We start from the raw sequence: 22,140 nt of genomic DNA, 5'->3' as shown, positions 1-22,140 counted from the left end.
GTTACATCATTGCCACACCCTGTGGTAAACGCCCGACGAAGCGATCAATCGTGCGGACCTTCTGTGCTGGCAACGGTACCCACGTTGTTCTGCGTATTTTGCGCCAGGAACCGCAACGGGTTCTGCGCCACGCCACGATAGCGGATCTCGAAATGCAGGTGTGGGCCGGTCGATCTGCCTGTGCTGCCAATTTCAGAGATCACCTGACCTGCCTCAACATGGTCACCCACTTTCACCAAAAGCTTGCTGGCGTGCGCGTAACGGCTGGTCAGATTATTGCCGTGGTCAATCTCGACCATATTACCATATTGGGGGTGAAAGCCTGCATAGACGACCGTGCCCGCGCCAGCAGACTTGATGGGCGTACCCACTGCGCCGACAAAATCCAGCCCTTCATGAAAGGCCTGATGGCCATTAAAGGGGTCGATACGCCAACCGAAACTGGACGACTGCAGACCACTGGTCAATGGCGCCAGTGTCGGCAATGCAGTGCCAGACGGGCGCAAGAGAATGTTCTCCGCGAGACTGAACTGATCGTACATATTGCCGATACCGGCTTCAGTGGAGCCCAGTTGCTGCAAAAGCTCAGCAGCCGACATGGCGTGGCCATGGGCTTCCATGCCACCGCGCGGCACGGGGGCAGTCGCAGCAAAGGGCTTGACGTCTATGCCGGCCTTGGTGCCGACTTGTTGTGCCAGACCGTCAAGGCGGATCAGTCTGGCTTGCAACTCACCCAGACGCACGGCCATGGCGTCCAGCTCGGCTTGACGCACGGGCTTGATCAGTGGCCACAATTGCTTGGGCGAACTACCGGACAACGACATGCCGACTGCGAGCCCCATGCCGCCGGCCAACAGCGCCAGTGAAGCGGCCAGCGCCACCATCGGGCCGGTGCCCAGATGCAGCGCGCTGGAGTAGCGATTTGAAATGAGAATAATATTCAAGGCGAAGGCTCCCTGAATGACCTTGCAATCGAGAAAATGAAAAAAGGCCCTGTTTCCGGTTTTATCGGTCAGCACCGTGTACTGAAAGATGCCGCGGCCCGCGTGGGCGAATATAACCGGATGCTCAAAACCTTGCAGGCGGCATTGCCCCCTGAGGTAGCGCGAGCCTGCGTGGGCGCCGCGTGGGCTGACGGCGCATTGATACTGGGTGTGACCAGCGCGGCGGCGGCAACGCGCATACGTTATGCCGCGCCGGAGTTGCGCGATGTGCTGGCACGGGCTGGGTGGGAAGCTACCGCAATCCTGCCCAGGGTGCAAGCATCGTTGCGCGAGCAAAAACCCATACGCGCCAAAGACTTGAAGATGAACGGTGCGGCTTGCGACGCCTTTGAGGCATTGGCTGATACCGTCAAAGATGAAGAACTGGCAAAAGCCATCCTTTCTTTGGTGGATCATCAGCGCCGGTAAGACTGACCGCCGTGCGGACTCAACCAGATTACCGGCGGCAGAAAAAAAAGGGAAAAAAAAGGGGCACCAGTTGGTGCCCGCTAATCAGGGAGGAGATGAGCAAAAAATGCGCGAATTGCTCGCACATGCCCGATAAGACGTGGGGTCCCGGGCTTTGTTCCCAAGACCAGCCGTAAATATTCACTTTTCATACGAACGGCTGTTTCATCACGGTGCAACATGCACTTGGGCAGGGATCTTGCCGTTCGTCCGCGACATCTCTACTCAAGTATTCAGGGAAACATCTGATGCCCATTTATTGTGGCCCGGAACTGGCGCTTATCCTTGAGCACGCCGAGGCACATCATCTGACCCGCCAGGTGGCCGCCTGGCAAACTCTCAGCAAAGACGCCGACGCCCGCGTCATGCCACTGGGCGGGGGCATTGCCGCCTTCACTCGCCGCGATTTCGGCCGCAAGCTCAACCATGTCTGCGGGCTGGGGCTGGATGATGCCGTCGCTGGTGCAGACCTCTACCACGTTGAAACCAGTTATGCCGCGCTCGGACTCGGCACCGAAATCGATGTCTGCCCGCATGTTGACCCCGCGTTGCTGCCGCTCCTGGCGGACCGTGGTTATCACATCAACGCCTTTAGTAATACGTATGTGCGCACACTGGATGACCTGCCAGAGATGCCGTTTCACACGGGGCGCATTGATTGCAGCACCGATATCCCTGCACAGCGTTTCATTGAACACTCGGTAGAGGGGTTTTCTGTCCAGTTGAACACTCGCCCCGTGGCGTTGCTCGAAGCACTGGCAAAGATTGCAACGCTGCGCGACGACACGCGGCTGTTCGTTGCGCGCCTGGACGGCGAGATTGCCGGAACCGCCGGGATGGCCATCCTGCCTTCCGGCGCCGGGCCGGTCGCACATTTATATATTGCAAGTACCCTGCCCCATTGCCGTGGCCTGGGTGTGCAACAAGCATTGCTGCGAGCCCGCCTGGCCGCCGCACACGCGGCCGGCTGCCGTTATGCGTTTGTAACCGCCCGGCCTGCCAATGTCAGCGCCCGCAACGCCGAGCGCGCAGGTTTGCGATTGGCGTATACAAAATCCACCTTTGCCCGTCCCGCACCACTTCCGCTGGGATAAGCCATAATGCAGTGCAGCATGCTGCACCCGGAGCCCGGGCAAAAGACCTGGGCCTGATGTTGTATTTGCAGTCCAGAACATAACCAAACCGCACGGAACAACCACACATGGACATGATTTTGCTGGTCAAATCCCTGATCATGGGGATCGTCGAGGGTATTACCGAGTTTCTGCCTATCTCCAGTACTGGCCACCTGATCCTCACAGGCGACCTCATCAACTTCCTGCCGGACAGCAAGGAAAAGCGCGACGTCTACGAAATTTTTATCCAGCTGGGCGCCATCCTGGCGGTGGTGTGGGAATACCGCGCCAAGATCGGCGCGACCGTTGCGGGCGCACGCCGGCCCGGTAAAGAGCGCAATCTGCTGTGGGCCGTGTTGATTGGTTTTATTCCAGCGGCCATTCTGGGCAAGCTGTTCAATGAAATCATCAAGGCGCATCTGTTCAAACCGGTGCCCGTTGCACTGGCTTTCATCATTGGCGGTTTTTTGATCTTGTGGGCAGAAAAACGCCAGCATCGCGTACGGGTAGAAACGGTAGATGGCATTTCGTTGATGGATGCACTCAAGATCGGTTTCGCACAATGTCTGGCTTTGATTCCAGGCACCAGCCGTTCCGGCGCGACCATCATTGGCGGCCTGTTTTTTGGCTTGTCACGCAAGGCCGCGACCGAGTTCTCGTTCTTCCTGGGTATTCCAACGCTCACCGCCGCATCAATCTATAGCATGTGGAAGCTGCGTCACGCGCTGGATGCTGCGGATGCCGGCATCTTTGCTGTCGGCTTCATTGCTGCGGCCATCAGCGCTTTCTTTGCCGTGCGCGGGCTGTTGCGGTTTATCTCCAATCACACCTTTATTGCCTTTGCCTGGTACCGCATTGCCTTTGGTCTGATCGTTCTGGTGACCGCCTGGACCGGGCTGGTGCAGTGGACAGTCTGATGTACTGACCAGTGGCCGTGACGGTGCCGCATGTCATGACATGCGACTAGAATGGGTGATCGATCCATCCCAACCGACAGGTGAACCGTCATGGCCAGAACCTATTCCACAATGTTGCCACTGGGCACGTCGCTACCCGGCTTCACGCTTCCAGACGGCGACGGACGCCCGCATACACTGGCCGATCTGGCCGGCAATTGCGGGTTGCTGGTGGCGTTCATCTGCAACCATTGCCCCTACGTCAAACACATCAACCCCGTGCTGGCCCCGCTCGGCGCGCAGCTGGCTGAACTGGGTGTCGGTATGGTGGCCGTCTCGAGTAATGATGCAGAAAATTACCCGGACGACGCCCCCGCCTTGATGGCGCAAACCGCCGCCGACCAACGCTATACCTTCCCGTATCTGTACGACGAAACCCAGGACGCCGCCAAAGCTTTTGGCGCTGCCTGCACGCCGGATTTTTACTTGTTTGATGCCCAACTGAAGCTGGTTTATCGCGGGCAATTTGATACCTCCCGCCCCAATATGGGGGCACCCAGCGGCCAGGATATCCTGCGCGCCGTGAATGCCCTGGTAGGCGGCAAGCCGCCGCTCGCTGAACAAGTGCCCAGCATGGGCTGCAATATCAAATGGAAACCCGGCAACGAGCCGGATTATTTTCAGTCCTGAGCGGAATCCTTAGCGCTTGTCTGCCACTCTCAAAATCTGTGAACGTCTGGCCGAGATCCCCGCGCCCGCCTGGAATGCGCTGGCGGGCGCGCATCCGGCCTTGCAACATGCTTTTCTGGATGCACTGGAGCGCAGCGGGAGTGTCGATGCCGACAGCGGCTGGCAACCTTGCCATCTCACGCTGTGGCGTGACGAAGAACTGGCCGGTGCGCTGATGTTGTATCGCAAGTCTCATTCCTGGGGCGAATACGTGTTCGACTGGGCCTGGGCCCGCGCTTATGAGCAGCACGGACAGGCGTATTACCCCAAGCTTGTGAGCGCCGTCCCGTTCAGTCCGCTGCCCGGCCCGCGCTTGCTGGCCCGCACAGATGCAGACCGGCGCCTGCTGATTGAAAGCGCCATTGGCATCACGCGGGAGTTAGGGGATTCATCGCTGCACATTCTGTTCCCGCATGAAGACGACGCCCGTTTTGCCGCAGCCTGTGGCATGCAACTGCGCGAGCAGATCCAGTTTCATTGGCAACGCGACCCGGCCTGGCAGACGTTTGAAGATTTTCTGGGCAGCATGAACCATGACAAGCGCAAGAAAATCCGCCAGGAACGGCGCAAGTCTTTGTCTGGCCCGGCTGGCGAGATCACCGTAGAGCGCAAATTTGGTGCGGCCATCCAGGATGAAGACTGGGCGTTCTTTATTCGCTGCTACAACAATACGTACCTGGAACATCACTCCCACCCCTATCTGAATCTGGCTTTTTTCCAGCAACTGCATGCCGCCCTGCCTGAAACCTGCCTGTTGATCATTGCCAGCCGCAACGGTCAACCGATCGCAGCGGCGTTTGATCTGGTCGGGCCCGATGCGCTCTATGGCAGGTATTGGGGCGCACAGTGGGATGAAGCCGGTTTTGTGCCAGGGCTGCATTTTGAACTGTGTTACTACCAGGGTCTGGAGTTCGCGCTGGAACGCGGTTTGAATACGTTTGAAGGCGGAGCGCAGGGCGAGCACAAACTTGCACGAGGCTTTCTTCCAGTCACGACATGGTCGGTGCACTGGCTGGCCGATCGTCGGTTTTCTGATGCCGTTGGCCGTTTTCTGAAAAACGAGCGACAGGCCGTCGATGAATGGGCTGAAACGTTAACAGCACAAACGCCGTTCCGGCATGACCCATCCTGAGTTCTTGTCAGCACTTGCGACAGGGTTGCCTGCTTTTATATTTAATAAATAGCCTGTAGCCTTACAATTCCAATGTCATTTAAAACGCTGAGTGCCGGCGAACGAGGGGCCCACAATGAAGCTGCAAACCCGTGTATGGATCATCATCGGGGCGGCCCTGGCCGGCTTGCTGATTAGCGCCGCAGTCGGCCTCGTCAGCTTGCGCCACGCCATGATGGCTGATCGCGAAGGACAGATCAGAACCGCACTGGAGCAGGCCAGCAGCATGGTCACTTATTTCCAGCAGCAAGAAGCGTCCGGCAAACTCAGCCACGATGAAGCCCAGCAGCGCGCCAAAGATGCTTTGGGTCATATGCGTTTCAAAGATATCTATTTCTTTGTGCGCGGCACGGACAACCGCATGATCGTGCACCCCAACCCAGACCGCGTGGGCAAGATCGACAAGGGTTCGCGCATGCCAGATGGCCGCTATACCTCGGAGCTGTATGACGAAGCGCTGGCTAAAGACCGCATCGGGCTGATGAACATTCTCACCCCCAAGCCCGGCACGAAAACGGAACAGCCCAAGCTCAACGGCGTGGTGCGTTTCGAGCCCTGGCAATGGATTATCGGCATCGGCTTTTTTATTGATGATATTGATACCAGTTTCTGGAACCAGGCCGGCGTAATGCTGGTGGTGGTATGTGTGGTGCTCGCTATCGTCGCGGCGCTGCTGATCAGTATGTCTCGCCGCATTATTGGCCAGTTGGGCGGCGACCCGGGTTATGCGGCGGAAATGGCCACCGCCATTGCCGCGGGCGACCTCACCCGCCGGATCAAGGTGGAGGGCCGCAGCGACAGTCTGCTTGGTGCCATGAGCCGCATGCAGGATGGCCTCAGGGATATGGCGCAGCGTTTCAACGACGCCGCCAGCAGTCTGGCGCAAGCCGCCTCCTCGCTAACTCAGCAGATGAACCAGATCAGTGAAGGTTCGCGCGCGTCCTCCGAGTTCACCGCCAGCACGGCTGCAGCGGTCGAAGAAATGACCGTCAGTATCAACCATGTTTCTTCCAACGCTGGCGACAGCGCGGGTAGCTCGCAGCACTCGGTCAAACTGGCGACCGATGGCGAGCGACTGGTGCATGAAGCTGCGGGCGAAATCCGCCAGATTTCGCAAAAGGTGGGCGATGCCACCGGCCAGATTCATGGCCTGGTTGAGCGCTCACGAGAGATCGACGGCATTGCCCGCGTGATCCGTGAAATTGCCGACCAGACCAACCTGCTGGCTTTGAACGCCGCCATTGAAGCCGCCCGTGCCGGAGAACAAGGTCGTGGTTTCGCCGTAGTCGCCGACGAAGTACGCAAACTGGCCGAACGCACGACAGGCGCCACCCAGGACATCACCCGGACCATCGAAGCGGTGCAACGTGATACCGAACACGCTGTGACGGGCATGACGCAAGTGACCTCTCAGGTCGAACATGGCGTCGGTCTGGCAGAACGTGCGGCCGCGTCGTTGCAGGAAATCAGCCAGGCCGCCGAGAACACACTGGACAAAATCCGTGAAGTTGCCGGCGCCACGCGTGAGCAAAGCGAGGCCAGCAACAGTATTGCCGGCCATATCGAACGCATTGCCCAGATGGTGGAAGCGTCGGATCACTCGGTCCACAGTGCGCTCGAATCAGTGCGCAAACTGGAAAGCCTGGCCCAGGAACTGCGCAGCACCGCCGGACGTTTCCGCGTTTAAGGCCGGGAAGCCGCCCCCGCCATTCGCAAGCGCTGGCCGAGATCGCGCGCGCGAATGGCGGCGGCGGGGTCGCCTTGCAGGGCGGCGGCTTCATACCAGCGCCACGCTTCTGCCAGGTCCTGGGGCTGACCATCTCCTTTTTCGTACATGGTTGCCACGATGTACTGTGCGCCCACATCCCCGCCTTCTGCCGCTTTGAGGTACCAGCGGGCCGCTTGCACCATATCCTTGGGCGCACCCCGCCCGAGAAAATACTGCGTTGCGACGCTGGTTTGGGCATCCGTATGGCCTTGCTGCGCAGCCAGTAAAAACCAGTGGGTCGCATCGGGTTGAGAGCGCGGTACATGCGCTCCGTTTTCGTACAGCAAACCCAGAGCGTACTGCGCTTGAGCAAGATGGCCGTCGGCCGCCTTGCGCAACCAGAGCACCGCTTCGTCACGCTGGACCGAGGTGCCCTCGCCCCGCCAGAGCATCATGGCGTAGTTGTACTGCGCCAGTGGTTTACCCTTTTGCGCCGCCGCGCGATAAGCCGGAAGCGCCTTGACGTAATCCCCTTTCTGATAGGCCTGCCAGGCAGCGTCATGGCCCGCTGCAACGGCGTGACCAGCCAGCAAGACCGCAACAATGGGCAGAAAAGAGATACGCACGAGACGAGATCCAGCCGGAACGTGATGCTTGCAGCATAGTGCCCGGCTCGTCCCGGTGCGACCCGTCAGAAACCGATATCCAGCGTCACCAGGTCTGTGTAGCTGCCTGTGGCCGGCGTCGTCTGGGTCTTGATAATGCTGGCGCGATAGTTATAGCTCTGAGTGGTGACGGAGTCGTAAATGCCGGCATTGATATCCGCAGCCGCACTACTGCGCCGGTCTGTGCCCGTCGGTCCCCACCGAGTGCCATCGGGTTTGTAAATGTCATACTGCAAAAGACCACCCGCAGTACTCTTCATTTGCCGCACGGTGCCTGAATAATTGTTGCCGTTGGACATACCCACGGTATAGCTGGCGCCTTTGGTACACACGACTTGAACGGACTGGTTGATATCGGCAAAGCCACTGACCAGGGGCGCCGCGCCAAACTGCACATCCGGGGTCGTCAGCACACAATCGTTCGCGACGCCCAGGGTCACGGTCACCGTAGATGTGCCTGAACCTGAAACCACAAGGCACAATCCGGCTACGCCCAGATCACACAGTTGCCAGGTCCAGTTCAGCGTTAATGTATCTGTGTAGTTATTGGCGGCGACGCGCGCCCCGGTCAGCGAACGTATATAGAGCGGCAGGCTGCCGTCGCTGCTGTTGAACAGTCCCAGCAAACCCAGCAACGTGGTGCTGCTCCAGGTGATCGTGTTGCCCATGTTGTAGACAGAGCTGCACCCGGAATCTTTGCAAATGACGTAGGGCACGTAGTCCGTACCGCTGCGCATACGGGCCTGCGTGCCGGTCTGATTGGTAGAACTCTGGAGCGTCACCGTGACCACGTTGGTACCCAGCAAAGACACCAGTGACCCGGTACATTTGAAACCGCTGGTGGCCGTGGACGACAACTGTGTGTTGTATACCGTGAATGAGCTGACCGATGTGCCAAGCGAGGCAGTCCCGTTACTGGCCGCGCAACCGGCCGCAGCCATTGCATGGCCGGTACCGCAACACAACAGGATCAACACGCAGCGGGTCAGCCAGTCACTGAATTTCATCTTGTGCTCCTTGTTACGTATGCGGGCCCGCAGGCACGCATACCAGCGGTCCAACCACTGCGGCCTGGTTCAAACGAGAGTTCGCCTGGAATGAGAGTTCGCAGAAACGATCGTCCGGCAGTTCTACGCGGATGCGGTTGTCTGACTGCAAATCATCGAAATACGCTTTGCCATCCCACCCGACAAATGCCACGCGGTTCACGGCACCGTTTTCCATCAGCGTGACACGTGTCCCGATCGGCAAAGGGTGCCCCTGGCCATCGACCAGCGTGATGATTGCCGCAACGATGTGCCGTACTTCAAACTCCAGCAGATAACCGCTGCCGGCCTTGACCGCGACACGCTGTTCAACAGTGGGCGTGTCGTAATCCGGGGGCAGGTTAAGCGGGTCGATGTCGTAATGCGCGGGATACCAGGAGGTGGTCCACGGCACTAACAAGTGGCCATTGCGATCGGTACTGCCCACGTACTGGTTTTCATAGTGCACAGGCAGATTAGGCTGGCCCTCCGTACTGACCAGCACAAAGGATTCATTCACGCGGTTGGTCAGGAAGAAATCCGTATCCATCAGCACCAGTGCACCCGTCGCTTCGCCCCAGCGGGTGTAATTTCCTGAGCTACCATAGGCGCCACCTTGCAGTTGCGTATAGCGATTGCGCCAGGTGAGATCGGCCTGGTGATAGGCCGCCGCACTGGTGCTCCGGCTTTCATTCAGTGTCCAGCCCAGCCCGCCTTCTGCCGGCACGGCACGACTATAGTTCAGCTGCTCCTGGTTACCCGCGTTGGGTACATGTTGCATGCCGGCGGTCACCGTGCCCCAGGTGTCCAGCGGCACGACCAGTTGCGCTGCGCCAGACCAGGTTTTCTCGGTCAGGTCTCGATTGAGCGAAAAATAGATACTGCTGCTGCCCCACAAACCCAGACTCCAGGACAGATTCACCAGCCGCGTTCTAGAGCCATCTGATGATTTGACATCAAAATAACCGGCACCCGCGTTGCCAAACCGGTCTAGCGAGACATTGGCAGTGATTTGCGTACTGGCCCGCGAAAAACTACCCAGCTTGACGTCATACGCAGAGAGGTCGCCATATTGGGCACTACGTCCGATGTAGAGCGCGTTGAAACTGAAGCGCCGGTTGCTGAACTGATACCCCGCGCTCATCTGGTTCCCGGTCTGACCGTTGAGGTGACTACCCGAGGCCGAGATGTTGATCACGCCGGCCTGATCCAGTTTGAGCGCCATGCCGCCGCCGGCCATGCCAAAAGACGGCGCGCCTTCAGCGTGGGCTTCCAGGGTCAGATTGTTGGTCACGCCGGCACGAAAGGTGCCACTTGCCGCACCGTCACCATAAGAAAAACTCTTCAGTCCGTAATCCATCCGCAATTTGCCGGCGGCGACAGAAAAATCTGTCTCGCCCGGCCGCAGCAAGGTGGTGGCCACATAAAACGGGATGATGGTGGAGACCTGCCGGCCCAGTGCATCTGTCGTCACGACCACGGCTTCGCCCGCGCCATTGATATAGGGCACATTGGTCAGTGCAAACGGGCCCGGCTGTAGTTGGGCACTGCTGGATTTATAACCGTTGATGAAGAGGTCAACGGAGGTCGGCACGGCGGTTTCGCCCGCAAAGCGCGGCAACGGGTAGGTGATCACATCCGGGCGGATCGAGAAGTCACGCGCGACTTGCCCGCCGCCCAGCCGTACGGCACTGGTCCACGGCAGCGAGTTGGTCACGACGTCGCCCGCTTGCCAGGTCATCATTGTGTCTTCATCGGAATGCGTCAGCGTGGTGTCGTAGCGAGTGTAGCCATCTGCGCTTTGCGCCTGCCCGGCAAACGAGCGATGGTATGTGCCCGTGCTGGAAAACACGCCTTCGTCATCGAATGCCCGGAACTCATGCCAGGCCGAAACTCCGCCAGCGCCAATCTGCGGTTTGTTGGCATACACATCGTAGTTGAACAACAAACCCGGGCTGGCCTTGGCCGGCGCATGGACACTGGGTACCGCCGGCCCGACATTCTGTGCAGGCAGCCAGTCCGGTGGCACGTCAATCAGCAGTTGCTGGGTAGACTGGTGATAGGCCACTTTGACGCCAGGAATGGTATCGACCGCTGCCCGCCCCTCAATCACATCAAAGCGGATGCCACCGGGAAGATGCAGGCCGGACAGGTCACCCAGCGCGACATAAAAGTGACCGTCCCGATTCTCCACGGGCACCACCTTGCCTTCAGGTAATTTGTTGATGACCAGTTCCAGATAAAGCGCAGTGTCGGCGGGTGTCGACAGTGTTCTGGGTGGCGGTGGCAAACCGGTATTGGCGGACTGGGCATCAGGGCTGGCCATCGCCAGCATGCTGAGCATCAGCCAGCCAGTGCATCGCGCAAACCCTGTTTTGCAAACCGGTGCAGGACAAACATCTGAAGCGGTCCGCATGGATCAATTGGCAGAGGTAATAACACCTGGCTGGCCAACGCCATTAACCGTCGCGCGCATGACCGCCCGGGGTGCAACCGGCTGCGGCATTGGCCAGCGCATGATCCCGCCTGCCAGCACGTACCCCAGCAACCCGTCCACCATGTAGGGTTGCTGGCCCGGGACCCCAATCGAGACCTCGGTCAGCCGTGCATGCACAACACCCTGATTGCTGATCTCCAGCCAGTTTTTGCCAGCTTCATGAACTGCGCGCCAACTGAGTTTGGGCACGCCTTGTTCCGCTGCCACCCGCTTCTTGCGCGGGTCCTCCTTTTGCCAGAGATGGTCGCCATATACAAAGAGCGGCACCGAATACCGCATCTGGAAGGTGATACCGGCAGACTGCGCATCGCTGGCAGAGTCCGGCTGGGGCGTCGCGGGAATTTCATCAATCAGCAGCCGGTAGGCTTCTTCCGTCCCGGCCTTGGGGGGCTGGACGCGGGTTAGCCGTACCAGTTGCCGCTCACCCGGAGGAATAGAAGCAAAAGGCGGGCTTGCAATCACGGACGACTGCTCCGCGTAGGTATCCTCTTTGCCATTCTGGCCCCAGGCAAAAATGCGGATCTGCAGCGTCACGGCATCTGCACCGCGGTTTTCCAGCCACAGCGCCCCGGCATGGGCATCACTTTCAATCACGGGATCAATGGGCCAGATCAGGACAGAGCTGCCCGCGCAGGCAAGGCTGCAAAAGAGGGAGGTCATCAGCGCAATGGCCAGTCGCCACGCGTTCCGTACAACCATGAGGTGCTCCGCAAGATTTGTCAGGTTCAAATTGCTGTCCGGCTCACCACTGCAAGGTCACAATGACTTGATCCTGATACGTGCCGGGACGCAAATTTCCCGGCAATTGCACACGGCCATAAATCGGCACCTGGATGCTGGCCGAATTACTGTAGGTGATTCCCGTTGCCGTATTCACGGGGATCGCCGCACTCATGGCCGCGTTGCTGTACAACTGGTACGCCACCGTATCCGTATTGCTGACGCGCTTAAGCCGCCGACCCGATGCATAATTCTGGCCACTGTCCACTTGCATACTCAGCGCCACGCCCGGTGTACACGCCAGGGTGATGGATGCACTCTGGTTCAGGCTGCTGGTCACCGTCGCCGTCGACAACGCCGACTGCGTACCGAAATCCAGCGTACCCAGGGCACCCAGGCTGGCGGGTGCGACGGTGTTGTTCACCTGGCAACCCGCCTGCACCGTGGCATTCACCTGGAAAGTCGACGTAGTCCCCGCGCTGGCACAGGCTGCCAACCCTGTCCACAAGGCGAGCAACACCGCACCGCGCCGTAGCGGCGGCAAGCAGTCCATCGCGCATCTCCCGGCTGGCTTGTGGCGTGCAGGTCAAAGGTGCGAGGTGAATCTGGCGATCAGCCGGTCAGAAATTAAGCTGGACGGCAATCACGTCGGAATAGGTACCGGGAGTCAGCCCGGCCACACCGACAGCGCGTCCATAGATATTGACGGTCTGGGTTGTCCCGTCTTCCGTGATGTTGACTGATGAACCGGTGGCCAGCACATTGCTGTAACCGGCGTCAGAATAAATGTCGTAGGGGATGAATTTACCAGCACCGTTGGCCATGGCACGCGTACCGCCGGTGACTTGGGCATCATGCTGGCCAGCCTGGAAAGTGAGCGTGGCGCCGGAGCCTGGCGAGCATTGCACCGCAATGGCGCCGCTGCCCCCGTTAACCTGCGCCGACGCCGTGCTGAACAGCGTGGTCTGGCTACCGAAGTTCAATGAACCGAAGTTCACCCCGGTCGTCGTGGTGCTGCCATTCACCTGGCACGCGGCGGTCAGCGTCATGGTCGAGTTCACCTGGCCGGTCGTAGTACCGCCAAAAGCCATGCTGGAGACACCCAGCGCCAACACTGCACAGGCTCCAAGCATCATCTGGACAAGGTGTTTCATCACAACCCCCTGCGGTCGATATACGCACTGGCCCCAAGGGCCACCTACATGCTTTCGTTTTCCCTGCCGGTATGGCGGGCAAACGCCCGCTACCGTGAACAATCAAAAATTCAACGTCATCAACAATGTATCTGCATACGTCCCCGCCACTTTGGCGGTCGACGGGTTTGGCGTCACTGCGCCGTAAATCGGTACCGTAACGGCTGATCCGTCTTGCGGCACATTGAATGTCTTGGGCGTACCGATGGGGTAAGTCACGCTACGCGCCGGGTTCTGAAAAACTTCATACGCCACCGTGTTCTGCGCATAACCCAACGTGCGATTGCCACGCAGGCCACCGTCTACCGTTACCGTAAATGCTGTAATGCCCGGCGCGCAGGTCACCTGCAATTGCCCGGAGGTACCCTGACCGGAGAGATTGGCCGCCAGCGGGCTATTCCAGGTGGGAGAGACAGTCCCAAAATCCAGCGTGCCCAGATTACCAATGCTGTCGTTACCGCTAGCCCCGTTCGTGACCTGGCAACCACTGGATACCCGCAGCGCCACTGAAATCTGACCTGTGATGGAACCGGCCTGTGCAACCGTGCTCCACGCCCCGAGGCCGGCCGTGGCCAGCATCATCATGCTTGTCGTGGAACGCCACATGAGCAAACTCCCGTAGTCGTTGTGCCTGAGCTTTTCATGCGGTCGGGCACGCAGACTACTTTTAACAGTCTGATAACCGGTTTCTGGCACCAGCGTTGGCAATGTGCAAGCAAAAACCTGGCTAGTTCGTCTCATCCTGCAAGTTTTGACAGGTAAATACGCCGTTCCGAAGATGTTTATTCGGTATATTTGCAACGGAAAAACTTGTGAAAATCAAATAATTAGCCTGCAGTATGGATGCACTGGCTCATGCCTGCACGTCCCGCGTCATCGCGCTGATCTGATGCTTTCCTGCGTCAAAACCGACCTGCCAGCGGCCCATTTTTCATCGCGGCACTTCATCCCCAAAAAACCCAAGCCACTGAAAACAAAATAGTTTTCTCCCACATCCCGGGTTTTTTCTCACATATAGCAAAATATTATTTAATAAACGTTTGTTATTCCGTTTAGATTGTACTGGACGCTAGTACTACGGTTGAGCAGAACCATGACACTACTGGCGTAAACCGGTCTCCATGCTGTTTGCAACGCAGTCTGATTCATGAATAAACCGGGCCCGGCACAGTCGGGCCCGTCTCTTAATGACGTATCAGGAAGGAACCCATCATGAGCGAAATTACCCTTCACCCTGTTGCCGGGCGTATTGGCGCTGAAGTCCGTGGCGTGCAACTGTCTGGCGACCTTTCGGCCGACACGGTTGAATCCATCAAGGACGCATTGCGTCAGTACAAGGTGATCTTTTTCCGCGGGCAAACGCTGGATGACGCCGGCCAGCAAGCCTTTGGCCAATTGCTGGGCGATCCGGTTGCCCATCCGACAGTGCCCAGCGTGGAAGGCACCGATTACGTTCTGGAACTCGACTCAGCCCACGGCGGGCGCGCCAACAGCTGGCATACCGACGTGACGTTTGTCGACGCCTACCCCAAGGCCTCGATCCTGCGGGCCATCAAGGTGCCCGAAGCCGGTGGCGACACGGTCTGGGCCAATACCCACACGGCCTACACCGATCTGCCTGAACCACTGCGCCAACTGGCCGACAATCTGTGGGCCGTCCACAGTAACGAATATGACTACGCCGCTTACCGCACCGATGCCAGTGCCGAAGCTCTGGCGCGCTACCGCAAAGTGTTCACTTCCACCTTGTATGAAACCGAACACCCGGTGGTGCATGTCCACCCGGAAACCGGCGAGCGCCACCTTTTGCTGGGACACTTTGTCCAGAAGTTCAAAGGCCTGACCACGCATGACTACAACCACCTTTTCGCCGCGCTGCAAAGCCATGTCACCCGTCTGGAGAACACCATCCGCTGGCGCTGGCAAGCCGGCGATGTGGCGATCTGGGATAACCGCGCCACTCAGCACTACGCCATCAATGACTACGGCGACGCGCACCGCGTCATGCACCGCGTGACCGTGGCCGGCAACGTACCCGTGTCGCTCAATGGAGAAAAGAGCCGCACCTTGCACAAGACACCAAACCCGGCCGCCAACGCTGACGAGGCGCAGCAAGAACACGCAGCCTGAATCTGTCTGAATTGAGCAGGACGCCATCAGCACCTGGCCGGGCTTGTCCCGGCCTTTTTTCATGCACGCAAACGGCGGACTCAGAGGCGGTTGATGTCGGCGCTTTCCAGCACCTTGTGGGGGTAGCCCTGACGGGCCAGTTTGAGCATGACCTGGCCAATCTGTTCAGTCGTGCTGATCTGGTTGGGCAAGAGCTTGCGCAGCACCGGCAATACAGGCCGGGCCAGTGAATAGAACATGCGGTAAGACCTGGTTTTGGAGGTCGCACCATGCAATGGCTGGATCACGCCCGGCCGCAACATGTAGGCGCCCTTGAACGGCAGCGCCATCAGGGCATTTTCCGTCGCGCCTTTCACCCGCGCCCACATCACACGGCCAGACTCGGTACTGTCCGTCCCCGCGCCAGACACATAGATAATCGTCATTTGCGGGTTTAGCCTGGCCAGCAGCGTGGCCACGGCCAGCGTGTAGTCGTGGGTAATCTTGCGATAGTCCGCTTCGCTCATGCCGCTGGATGACACACCCAGGCAAAAGAAGCATGCGTCATAACCACTGAGCGAGGCTTCATGCAAAGCCAGTTTGCTGGCGTCCGGCACCTGCAATTCGCGCAATTTGGGGTGAGACTGGCCCAGCGGGCTGCGGCCCACACTCAGGATCTGCGTGACGTCTGCGGCATTGAAACACTCGCGCAGCACACCTTGCCCCAACATGCCGGTGCCGCCAAAAACCATGACTTTCATCCGCTTGATTCCCTGTGCAATGGTTGCCGACCTCATCTGGCTGATCGTCGTAGCCCATATGGCGACTGACCGGCCCTTTTAAAGTACGGTGGATCATCTACATTGGCATATTTGCAAGGCATAACAAGCAGGCGCAGTGGATGATCGCCATGCGCCAGGAGCATGCCTGCTATATCGATAACCCCATAGCCAAGGCCCATTGCGCTGATTAGCCTTGACGCAAACCTCATCGTAACCGGCTCTGTGCCGATCCCCATGGACACCGCATGCCCAGATTCGCTCTGACCCCGCTTGTATCCACCTTCTTTGCCGCCGCCCTGGCCGCTTCGGTCTGTTCCTCCGCGCTTGCCGCCAAAACCAAAGCGCCGAAAACCCATGGCCAGCCGGTCAAGGTCATGATCATTTCCATGTTCGGCCCCGAAGCACAGGTCTGGCACGATCACCTCAAGTTCGACCGCAAAGTGGCCATCCCCGGATTCTCTCCTGACTACCCGGCGGTCGGCTGCACCAGCGATGGCATTTGCCAGATGACCACCGGCATGGGCCATGCCAATGCGGCCGCTTCGGTGTCCGCGCTCATCTGGTCACGCCAGTTTGACCTTTCAAAAACATATTTCCTGATTGCCGGCATTGCCGGTATCGACCCGCAACAAGGCACAGTCGGTTCCGCCGCCTGGGCGCGGTATCTGGTGGACTTTGGCATCCAGTGGGAGCTCGACGCTCGCGAAGCGCCGGCCGACTGGCAAGGGGGTTATCTCGGCATCAATACCAAATCCCCTGTCGAAAAACCACCGCTGGATTACCGCACCGAGGTCTTCCAGTTGAACGAGACCCTGCTGCAACGCGCTGTCGCGTTGTCCAAGGGTGTGGAACTGGTCGACAGCAAAGAAGCCGCCGCCTTTCGTGCCAAATACACCTACGCCCCGGCTAACCAGCCGCCATCGGTGATCCAGTGCGACACCCTGGCTGGCGACACCTGGTTTTCTGGTACTCGGCTGGGGCAGCGTGCGCGTGATTTCACCAGGATCATGACGGATGGCAAAGGCACCTATTGCACCACCCAGCAAGAAGACAACGCGACGTATGAAGCACTTAAGCGCGGTGCGGCATCTGGCCTTGTTGATCTGAACCGGATTGCCGACCTGCGCACGGCCTCTGATTTTGATCGCCCGCCGGATGGGATGTCTGACGTCGACAATCTGTTGAAGTATCAGGAACAAGGCGGCTTTGTCCCCGCCGTGCAAAACTTGTACCGTGCCGGTTACCCCTTGGTGCACGCCATTGTTAGCGATTGGGCCCACTACAAAGACGGCGTGCCCGCGCAGTAAGTGGTATTGATCCATCACCCCGCGTGTTTGACCGCAACAAGCGGAGTGCCGCACTGGCGGCCGCGCGGGATGATGTCCGGTTTTCCATGATCCCCACAGGTTTGCCATGACCACCGCTCTACCCGAACTGACCCGTTGTGCATGGTGCATGGGTTCAGCCGACTATCAGCATTACCACGATCACGAATGGGGTTTTCCGGTTGATGATGACCGGCGCCTGTTTGAAAAGGTGTGTCTTGAAGGGTTTCAGTCCGGCTTGTCCTGGATCACCATTTTGCGCAAACGCGAGGCCTTCCGCGCTGCTTTTGCCAACTTCCAGGTTGAACAGGTCGCCCGCTTTGCGGAGACAGACATCCAGCGCCTGTTAGCCGACGCAGGCATTGTGCGGCACCGGGGCAAGATTGAAGCCACCATCAACAACGCCCGGCGCGCGCTGGAACTCCTGGAAAAAGAAAACTCGCTGGCCGCGTATTTCTGGCGCTTTGAGGCCGCACCCGGCAGCCGCCCCGCCGTGATCACGCCAGAGTGGCTTCGTCAACAGACGACGTCGCCTGAATCCATAGCCCTGTCACGCGATCTGAAAAAAAGGGGCTGGCGTTTTGTGGGTCCCACCACCATGTATGCCTTGATGCAGGCGATGGGCCTCGTTAACGATCATGCCGAGGATTGCATCACTCGCCGCAAAGCGCTGGATGCGCGCGCGGCATTTACCGTACCGCAGTAAAACGGCGCCTTCTGCACGCTGCCCGCTGGCTATTACGCAAGGCCCGTGTGAAACATGTCATTCAGTGTCGTCGTGCCAGACAAGCACTGACAGACGAATCAGATCATCTGCAGATACAGTCACTCGTCTCATTCAAAAACCAGAACAGGAAGCAGTCAGTCATGTCTATTTCGCTTTACGCGTCGTCAGTTCCCGTTATCAAACAAATGCTGGCCAGCCTGGATCACATTCTGGCCAAAGCCGAAGCCCACGTGACGGCCACCCAATCCAACCCCGCTGACCTGACTACTGCAAAACTTTTCGAAGACATGTTCCCGCTGACCCGCCAGGTGCAAATCGCCTGCGATTTCGCCAAAGCCATGGCCGGGCGTCTTTCCAGCAGCGAAGTCCCGCGTTTTGACGACAGCGAACAAACCCTCGCCGAACTGCGTGCCCTGGTCGACAAAACCCTGACCTACGTCAGCAGCATTGAGCCCAGCCGGTTTGAAGGCGGCGAGCAACGTGAAATCGTCATCCGTCCGGGCACCGAACACGAGCGCAAATTCAACGGCCAGACGTACCTGTTGTACTACGCCATGCCGCAGTTCTACTTCCACATCACCACCACCTACGACATCCTGCGCCACAAGGGCGTAACACTGGGCAAGAAGGATTTCCTGGCGGGTCAGTGACAGCCTGACAATCGGGATTGTCGACGAAAAAGCAGCGGGCAATATGCCCGCTGCTTTTATTTGTAACCGACCCCTTACATCCATACATTTCTGATTATTTAAATCAGCCAATGCCTGAATTTTATTTGTATTAATTAAATCCAAATCAAATTCTATTCGCCATCAAAATATTTGCGCGCAAAGCAGAAATCATTCCGTTCTCTGCCCCTGTGAGGCTCTTTAAAATCAGTAAAAACAAATGTTTCCTGATTTTACAAAGGAGTCTTGCAAATGAAATCAACCGCATTTAAAGCCGAGCCTTTTGCCCTGCCGTTCAACTCGGCCACGACGGCGCTTGTCATGATCGACATGCAGCGCGATTTTGTAGAGCCCGGTGGTTTTGGCGAAGCTTTGGGCAACGATGTGAACTTTGTCCGCTCGGCTATTGGGCCCTGTCAGCAAGTGCTGGCCGCCGCCCGTGCCGCAGGCATCATGGTGATTCACACCCGCGAAGGCCATCGCGCTGATCTGACAGACTGCCCGCCCGCCAAGCTGACCCGTGGCGGCAAAACCTTTATAGGTGAGCCTGGCCCCATGGGCCGCATTCTGGTCCGCGGCGAAAAAGGTCACGACATTATTCCGGAACTGTACCCAATCGCCGGTGAGCCAGTGATCGACAAGCCAGGTAAGGGCGCGTTCTATCAGACCGACCTGCAACTGGTGCTGCAAAACCGCAATATCAAGACCCTGATTGTCTGTGGTGTCACCACAGAAGTCTGCGTGACCACCACTGTGCGTGAAGCCAATGACCGTGGTTATGAATGCATTGTGCCGCAAGATTGCGTGGGCTCTTACTTCCCGGAATTCCAGAAATACGCGCTGGAAATGATCAAGGCTCAAGGCGCGATCTTTGGCTGGGTGAGCGACGCCAAGTCCATCGTTGAGTCCCTGGCTGCCTGATGCAATTGCGCCATGCCAGGTATCACGCTTTCCGTTTGCTCGGCTGGCTATCTGCTGCAGGCCGACCCGTCGCATAGGCAAGGCTGGCGGGTGCACAGCCGGTTTGCGCGTGTACTCAACCTGGTGGATGACCACGGCGCTTTATGCACGCTATTACCGCATGAAGCGCCCAACCAGCCCACCGCTATGCGCCTGACGTTGCCTGAGGGTTGGGACTGGCGCACGCAGTGTGATCTCGCCGCGCCGGTGCTATGGCAAGCGGGCTGGTTGCATAGCCCAGGCTGGCAGTGCCACCTGACCCCGGCGATGATCTGGCAACCGCAGCAGCTGCAAGCTAGCGCAGATACCCGGCGTTGCCGGCTGGAACAAGCCTTGCTCAAGGCAGTAGTACTGCAAGGCGTGTCCACCCGCATCGCGGCGGGGACTCCAGAATATCTGGGCCAGCTGATCACTCAAGCCGATGCCAGCGGGCATGCATTACTCACCGCCAGGAACGTCAACGCGCTAGTGGGTTATGGACAGGGGCTAACGCCGGATGGGGACGATTATCTGGTGGGTTATCTGGCCGCGCTGCAACGCATTGGCCCAGTGCTGGCTGCGCATACCGCAGCAATCGGGCAGCAAATAAAACAATGTCTGGGGAATACCAATCAGATCAGTGCCCATTATTTGCAATTGGCAATATCGGGCCACTTTTCAGAATCAATACATCAATTGCGCAGTGCATTGATCGAGCACGCCCCACCCGACGTACTGGTGCACCGCGCAGAACACCTTCTGCGTTATGGCGCGACCTCTGGTTTAAGCACGCTGGCCGGTTTTTTACATGGCCTGCGTGCCATTACGCCGTATTGCCTGGATTAACAGGAAATCAGAAATACAAGGAATTGCAATTTATGAATATTAGAAATCGGATATTCCCGAACATGTACCAGGACTCGGTCTCGCTGATGCAAATTTCAGCGCAGATTGCCGGGCTGGATGGCATTGAACAAGCTTCCGTCGTCATGGGTACGCCCGCCAACATCATCCAGCTGCAAGATGCTGGCTTGGGCCAGGACTTCAAAGCCGGCCCCAATGATCTGATCATTGCCGTGCGGGGCGCGGCCGCCGCGTGCGATACCGCATTGGAACTGGCACAAACCCGACTGACCGCCAAACCGGCCAGTGATGAAGGTGACATCCGCAAAGTGGCGCCGGCAAGCCTGGCGATGGGCGTGGAAACCATGCCGGAAGCCAGCCTTGCGCTGATTTCTGTCCCGGGTGATTACGCTGCGGCAGAAGCCATCAAGGCATTGCAACTGGGCTTGAACGTCATGATGTTCAGCGATAACGTGCCCATGGCGCAGGAAGTAGAGATCAAGCAACTGGCCAACCGGAAGAACCGCATTGTGATGGGGCCAGATTGCGGCACCGCCATCATCAACGGTATTCCGCTGGGTTTTGCCAACGTGGTCAAACGCGGCGCGATTGGCGTTGTTGCGGCCTCCGGCACCGGTCTGCAAGAAGTGACCTGCCGGATCGACCAGTTGGGCGAAGGCGTTTCTCAGGCGCTGGGTACGGGCGGGCATGACCTGCACGAAGAAGTCGGTGGCATTTCCATGCTATACGGCCTGCAAGCGCTGATTGAAGACGCCGCCACCAAGGTGATCGTGCTCGTCTCCAAACCGCCAGCACCAGCCGTCGCAGACAAAATCATGGCTCGCGCCAGCGCCGCCGGTAAACCGGTGGTGGTGCACTTCCTGGGTGCCCCGCGTGACGCCCTGGCACCGCAGGGCATCACTTTTGCCCACACGCTGGGCGATGCCGCCGAAGTCGCCGTTGCCAAACTGCACAATCAGCCCGCACCAGCCAGTATTGCCCGCCTGGCCGATGCCGACGCCGCAAAACTGACCGCTCTGTGCGCGGTACTCCCCGCCAGCCGCAAGGACATCCGTGGCGTATTTGCCGGGGGCACCTTCTGCTTTGAAGCCCAGTTGATCTGTCAGCAAGCCGGTTTTGTGGCTTCCTCCAATACGCCAGTCGCCGGTAACAAGACACTGGCCGATCTGTGGACCGGTCATGGTCACACCGTAGTGGATATGGGCGATGACGCCTACACCCGTGGTCGCCCGCATCCGATGATCGACCCCACCCTGCGCAACGCCCGCATTTTGTCCGACATGGCAGACCCGGCCACCGCCGTGGTGCTGTTTGATCTGGTGTTGGGTTATGGCGCTGCCGCCGCCCCGGCTGATGCCCTGTTGCAAGCCCTGCAAAGCGCCCCGCGCGGCCCCGTACTGGTGGCGCTTGTCTGCGGCACAGAGGCTGACCCGCAAGTACGTCAGCGTCAGGTCGATGCCCTGCGCGCCGCTGGCGTGCTGGTGGCTGGCAGCAATGCCGAAGCCGCCGTCTGGGCCAGTAAAATTGCTCGCCAACAGGCCAACCGGTAAGAGGAA

The 22,140-nt window shown here is 58.6% G+C and carries 22 protein-coding genes; 13 read left to right on the top strand and 9 right to left on the bottom strand.

The annotated features are described in order from the left end of the window. Positions 1 to 44: 44 nt before the first annotated feature. A complete protein-coding gene (locus tag IEX44_RS09065; protein WP_188692080.1) occupies positions 45 to 944 on the bottom strand; it encodes a M23 family metallopeptidase in 900 nt (299 codons plus the stop codon). A 36-nt stretch (positions 945 to 980) separates the two neighbouring features. On the opposite strand from IEX44_RS09065, the gene IEX44_RS09060 reads away from it, so the two are divergent. From IEX44_RS09060 to IEX44_RS09035, 6 genes are all read left to right on the top strand, one after another. Next, entirely contained in the window at positions 981 to 1,412 is a 432-nt protein-coding gene (locus tag IEX44_RS09060; protein WP_188692076.1) for a DciA family protein, read from the top strand. Positions 1,413 to 1,699: 287 nt separating this feature from the next. Continuing rightward, positions 1,700 to 2,545, top strand: a complete 846-nt coding sequence (locus tag IEX44_RS09055; protein WP_188692073.1) for a GNAT family N-acetyltransferase — start codon at positions 1,700 to 1,702, stop codon at positions 2,543 to 2,545. Positions 2,546 to 2,652: 107 nt separating this feature from the next. Beyond that, entirely contained in the window at positions 2,653 to 3,483 is an 831-nt protein-coding gene (locus IEX44_RS09050; protein ID WP_188692070.1) for an undecaprenyl-diphosphate phosphatase, read from the top strand. Positions 3,484 to 3,573: 90 nt separating this feature from the next. Next, positions 3,574 to 4,152: a thioredoxin family protein gene (locus tag IEX44_RS09045; RefSeq protein ID WP_188692067.1), complete on the top strand. Its 579-nt coding sequence runs from the start codon at positions 3,574 to 3,576 to the stop codon at positions 4,150 to 4,152. Between the two features lie 16 nt (positions 4,153 to 4,168). After that, entirely contained in the window at positions 4,169 to 5,323 is a 1,155-nt protein-coding gene (locus IEX44_RS09040; protein WP_188692065.1) for a GNAT family N-acetyltransferase, read from the top strand. Between the two features lie 115 nt (positions 5,324 to 5,438). Next, on the top strand, positions 5,439 to 7,049 hold the full coding sequence (locus IEX44_RS09035) for a methyl-accepting chemotaxis protein (RefSeq protein WP_188692062.1): 1,611 nt from the start codon (positions 5,439 to 5,441) through the stop codon (positions 7,047 to 7,049). Here the strand turns inward: IEX44_RS09035 and IEX44_RS09030 are convergent. The 7 genes from IEX44_RS09030 to IEX44_RS09000 form a co-directional block, all read right to left on the bottom strand. After that, on the bottom strand, positions 7,046 to 7,696 hold the full coding sequence (locus IEX44_RS09030; protein ID WP_229678853.1) for a tetratricopeptide repeat protein: 651 nt from the start codon (positions 7,694 to 7,696) through the stop codon (positions 7,046 to 7,048). The two genes, IEX44_RS09035 and IEX44_RS09030, sit on opposite strands and share 4 nt — an antisense overlap. Before the next feature lie 65 nt (positions 7,697 to 7,761). Continuing rightward, entirely contained in the window at positions 7,762 to 8,742 is a 981-nt protein-coding gene (locus IEX44_RS09025; protein WP_188692058.1) for a Csu type fimbrial protein, read from the bottom strand. Between the two features lie 13 nt (positions 8,743 to 8,755). Further along, positions 8,756 to 11,104: a fimbria/pilus outer membrane usher protein gene (locus tag IEX44_RS09020; RefSeq protein ID WP_188692055.1), complete on the bottom strand. Its 2,349-nt coding sequence runs from the start codon at positions 11,102 to 11,104 to the stop codon at positions 8,756 to 8,758. A gap of 75 nt (positions 11,105 to 11,179) precedes the next feature. Then, on the bottom strand, positions 11,180 to 11,956 hold the full coding sequence (locus IEX44_RS09015) for a fimbrial biogenesis chaperone (protein ID WP_188692052.1): 777 nt from the start codon (positions 11,954 to 11,956) through the stop codon (positions 11,180 to 11,182). Positions 11,957 to 11,999: 43 nt separating this feature from the next. Beyond that, the gene (locus IEX44_RS09010) at positions 12,000 to 12,530 is read right to left on the bottom strand and encodes a Csu type fimbrial protein (RefSeq protein ID WP_188692048.1); all 531 of its coding nucleotides are present in this window, start codon (positions 12,528 to 12,530) and stop codon (positions 12,000 to 12,002) included. 67 nt (positions 12,531 to 12,597) lie between these two features. Next, on the bottom strand, positions 12,598 to 13,131 hold the full coding sequence (locus IEX44_RS09005; protein WP_229678851.1) for a Csu type fimbrial protein: 534 nt from the start codon (positions 13,129 to 13,131) through the stop codon (positions 12,598 to 12,600). A 102-nt stretch (positions 13,132 to 13,233) separates the two neighbouring features. Beyond that, positions 13,234 to 13,776, bottom strand: a complete 543-nt coding sequence (locus IEX44_RS09000) for a Csu type fimbrial protein (RefSeq protein WP_188692045.1) — start codon at positions 13,774 to 13,776, stop codon at positions 13,234 to 13,236. 606 nt (positions 13,777 to 14,382) lie between these two features. Between IEX44_RS09000 and IEX44_RS08995 the strand changes: the two genes are divergently transcribed. Next, positions 14,383 to 15,300, top strand: coding sequence for a TauD/TfdA dioxygenase family protein (locus tag IEX44_RS08995; RefSeq protein WP_229678849.1), 918 nt, complete (start codon positions 14,383 to 14,385; stop codon positions 15,298 to 15,300). Positions 15,301 to 15,380: 80 nt separating this feature from the next. Here IEX44_RS08995 and IEX44_RS08990 read toward each other — a convergent pair whose 3' ends face one another. Then, positions 15,381 to 16,040 carry a Rossmann-fold NAD(P)-binding domain-containing protein gene (locus IEX44_RS08990; RefSeq protein ID WP_188692043.1) on the bottom strand — a complete coding sequence of 220 codons (660 nt, stop codon included), beginning with the start codon at positions 16,038 to 16,040 and terminating at the stop codon, positions 15,381 to 15,383. A 266-nt stretch (positions 16,041 to 16,306) separates the two neighbouring features. Here IEX44_RS08990 and IEX44_RS08985 point away from each other — a divergent pair, with 266 nt between their 5' ends. The 6 genes from IEX44_RS08985 (at position 16,307) to fdrA (ending at position 22,134) form a co-directional block, all read left to right on the top strand. After that, on the top strand, positions 16,307 to 17,368 hold the full coding sequence (locus tag IEX44_RS08985) for a purine-nucleoside phosphorylase (protein WP_188692040.1): 1,062 nt from the start codon (positions 16,307 to 16,309) through the stop codon (positions 17,366 to 17,368). A gap of 106 nt (positions 17,369 to 17,474) precedes the next feature. After that, positions 17,475 to 18,092, top strand: coding sequence for a DNA-3-methyladenine glycosylase I (locus IEX44_RS08980; protein ID WP_188692038.1), 618 nt, complete (start codon positions 17,475 to 17,477; stop codon positions 18,090 to 18,092). Between the two features lie 161 nt (positions 18,093 to 18,253). After that, a complete protein-coding gene (locus IEX44_RS08975; protein ID WP_188692035.1) occupies positions 18,254 to 18,763 on the top strand; it encodes a DUF1993 domain-containing protein in 510 nt (169 codons plus the stop codon). Positions 18,764 to 19,033: 270 nt separating this feature from the next. Then, entirely contained in the window at positions 19,034 to 19,702 is a 669-nt protein-coding gene (locus tag IEX44_RS08970) for a cysteine hydrolase family protein (RefSeq protein ID WP_188692031.1), read from the top strand. Between the two features lie 12 nt (positions 19,703 to 19,714). Beyond that, positions 19,715 to 20,566, top strand: coding sequence for an oxamate carbamoyltransferase subunit AllH family protein (locus IEX44_RS08965; protein WP_188692028.1), 852 nt, complete (start codon positions 19,715 to 19,717; stop codon positions 20,564 to 20,566). 32 nt (positions 20,567 to 20,598) lie between these two features. After that, positions 20,599 to 22,134 (top strand): acyl-CoA synthetase FdrA, encoded by a 1,536-nt coding sequence (gene fdrA / locus IEX44_RS08960; RefSeq protein WP_188692025.1) that lies wholly within the window; start codon positions 20,599 to 20,601, stop codon positions 22,132 to 22,134. The last annotated feature ends 6 nt before the right edge of the window (positions 22,135 to 22,140 follow it).

The organism is Silvimonas amylolytica, assembly GCF_014645555.1.
GTDB classification, from domain to species: domain Bacteria; phylum Pseudomonadota; class Gammaproteobacteria; order Burkholderiales; family Chitinibacteraceae; genus Silvimonas; species Silvimonas amylolytica.
Note: the sequence above shows the minus strand (reverse complement) of the source record. Positions and strands in the feature narration are given on the sequence as shown.

What these genes read in the sequence shown, in the direction of transcription:
- IEX44_RS09035 (WP_188692062.1), top strand. Translation starts at nt 5,439, where the DNA reads ATGAAGCTGCAAACCCGTGTATGGATCATCATCGGGGCGGCCCTGGCC.
- IEX44_RS09025 (WP_188692058.1), bottom strand. Translation starts at nt 8,742, where the DNA reads ATGAAATTCAGTGACTGGCTGACCCGCTGCGTGTTGATCCTGTTGTGT.
- IEX44_RS08995 (WP_229678849.1), top strand. Translation starts at nt 14,383, where the DNA reads ATGAGCGAAATTACCCTTCACCCTGTTGCCGGGCGTATTGGCGCTGAA.
- IEX44_RS09010 (WP_188692048.1), bottom strand. Translation starts at nt 12,530, where the DNA reads ATGGACTGCTTGCCGCCGCTACGGCGCGGTGCGGTGTTGCTCGCCTTG.
- IEX44_RS09055 (WP_188692073.1), top strand. Translation starts at nt 1,700, where the DNA reads ATGCCCATTTATTGTGGCCCGGAACTGGCGCTTATCCTTGAGCACGCC.
- IEX44_RS08965 (WP_188692028.1), top strand. Translation starts at nt 19,715, where the DNA reads ATGCCAGGTATCACGCTTTCCGTTTGCTCGGCTGGCTATCTGCTGCAG.
- IEX44_RS08985 (WP_188692040.1), top strand. Translation starts at nt 16,307, where the DNA reads ATGCCCAGATTCGCTCTGACCCCGCTTGTATCCACCTTCTTTGCCGCC.
- IEX44_RS09060 (WP_188692076.1), top strand. Translation starts at nt 981, where the DNA reads ATGAAAAAAGGCCCTGTTTCCGGTTTTATCGGTCAGCACCGTGTACTG.
- IEX44_RS09000 (WP_188692045.1), bottom strand. Translation starts at nt 13,776, where the DNA reads ATGTGGCGTTCCACGACAAGCATGATGATGCTGGCCACGGCCGGCCTC.
- IEX44_RS08990 (WP_188692043.1), bottom strand. Translation starts at nt 16,040, where the DNA reads ATGAAAGTCATGGTTTTTGGCGGCACCGGCATGTTGGGGCAAGGTGTG.
- IEX44_RS09045 (WP_188692067.1), top strand. Translation starts at nt 3,574, where the DNA reads ATGGCCAGAACCTATTCCACAATGTTGCCACTGGGCACGTCGCTACCC.
- IEX44_RS09015 (WP_188692052.1), bottom strand. Translation starts at nt 11,956, where the DNA reads ATGGTTGTACGGAACGCGTGGCGACTGGCCATTGCGCTGATGACCTCC.
- IEX44_RS09050 (WP_188692070.1), top strand. Translation starts at nt 2,653, where the DNA reads ATGGACATGATTTTGCTGGTCAAATCCCTGATCATGGGGATCGTCGAG.
- IEX44_RS09020 (WP_188692055.1), bottom strand. Translation starts at nt 11,104, where the DNA reads ATGCTCAGCATGCTGGCGATGGCCAGCCCTGATGCCCAGTCCGCCAAT.
- IEX44_RS09005 (WP_229678851.1), bottom strand. Translation starts at nt 13,131, where the DNA reads ATGAAACACCTTGTCCAGATGATGCTTGGAGCCTGTGCAGTGTTGGCG.
- fdrA (WP_188692025.1), top strand. Translation starts at nt 20,599, where the DNA reads ATGAATATTAGAAATCGGATATTCCCGAACATGTACCAGGACTCGGTC.
- IEX44_RS08980 (WP_188692038.1), top strand. Translation starts at nt 17,475, where the DNA reads ATGACCACCGCTCTACCCGAACTGACCCGTTGTGCATGGTGCATGGGT.
- IEX44_RS08975 (WP_188692035.1), top strand. Translation starts at nt 18,254, where the DNA reads ATGTCTATTTCGCTTTACGCGTCGTCAGTTCCCGTTATCAAACAAATG.
- IEX44_RS08970 (WP_188692031.1), top strand. Translation starts at nt 19,034, where the DNA reads ATGAAATCAACCGCATTTAAAGCCGAGCCTTTTGCCCTGCCGTTCAAC.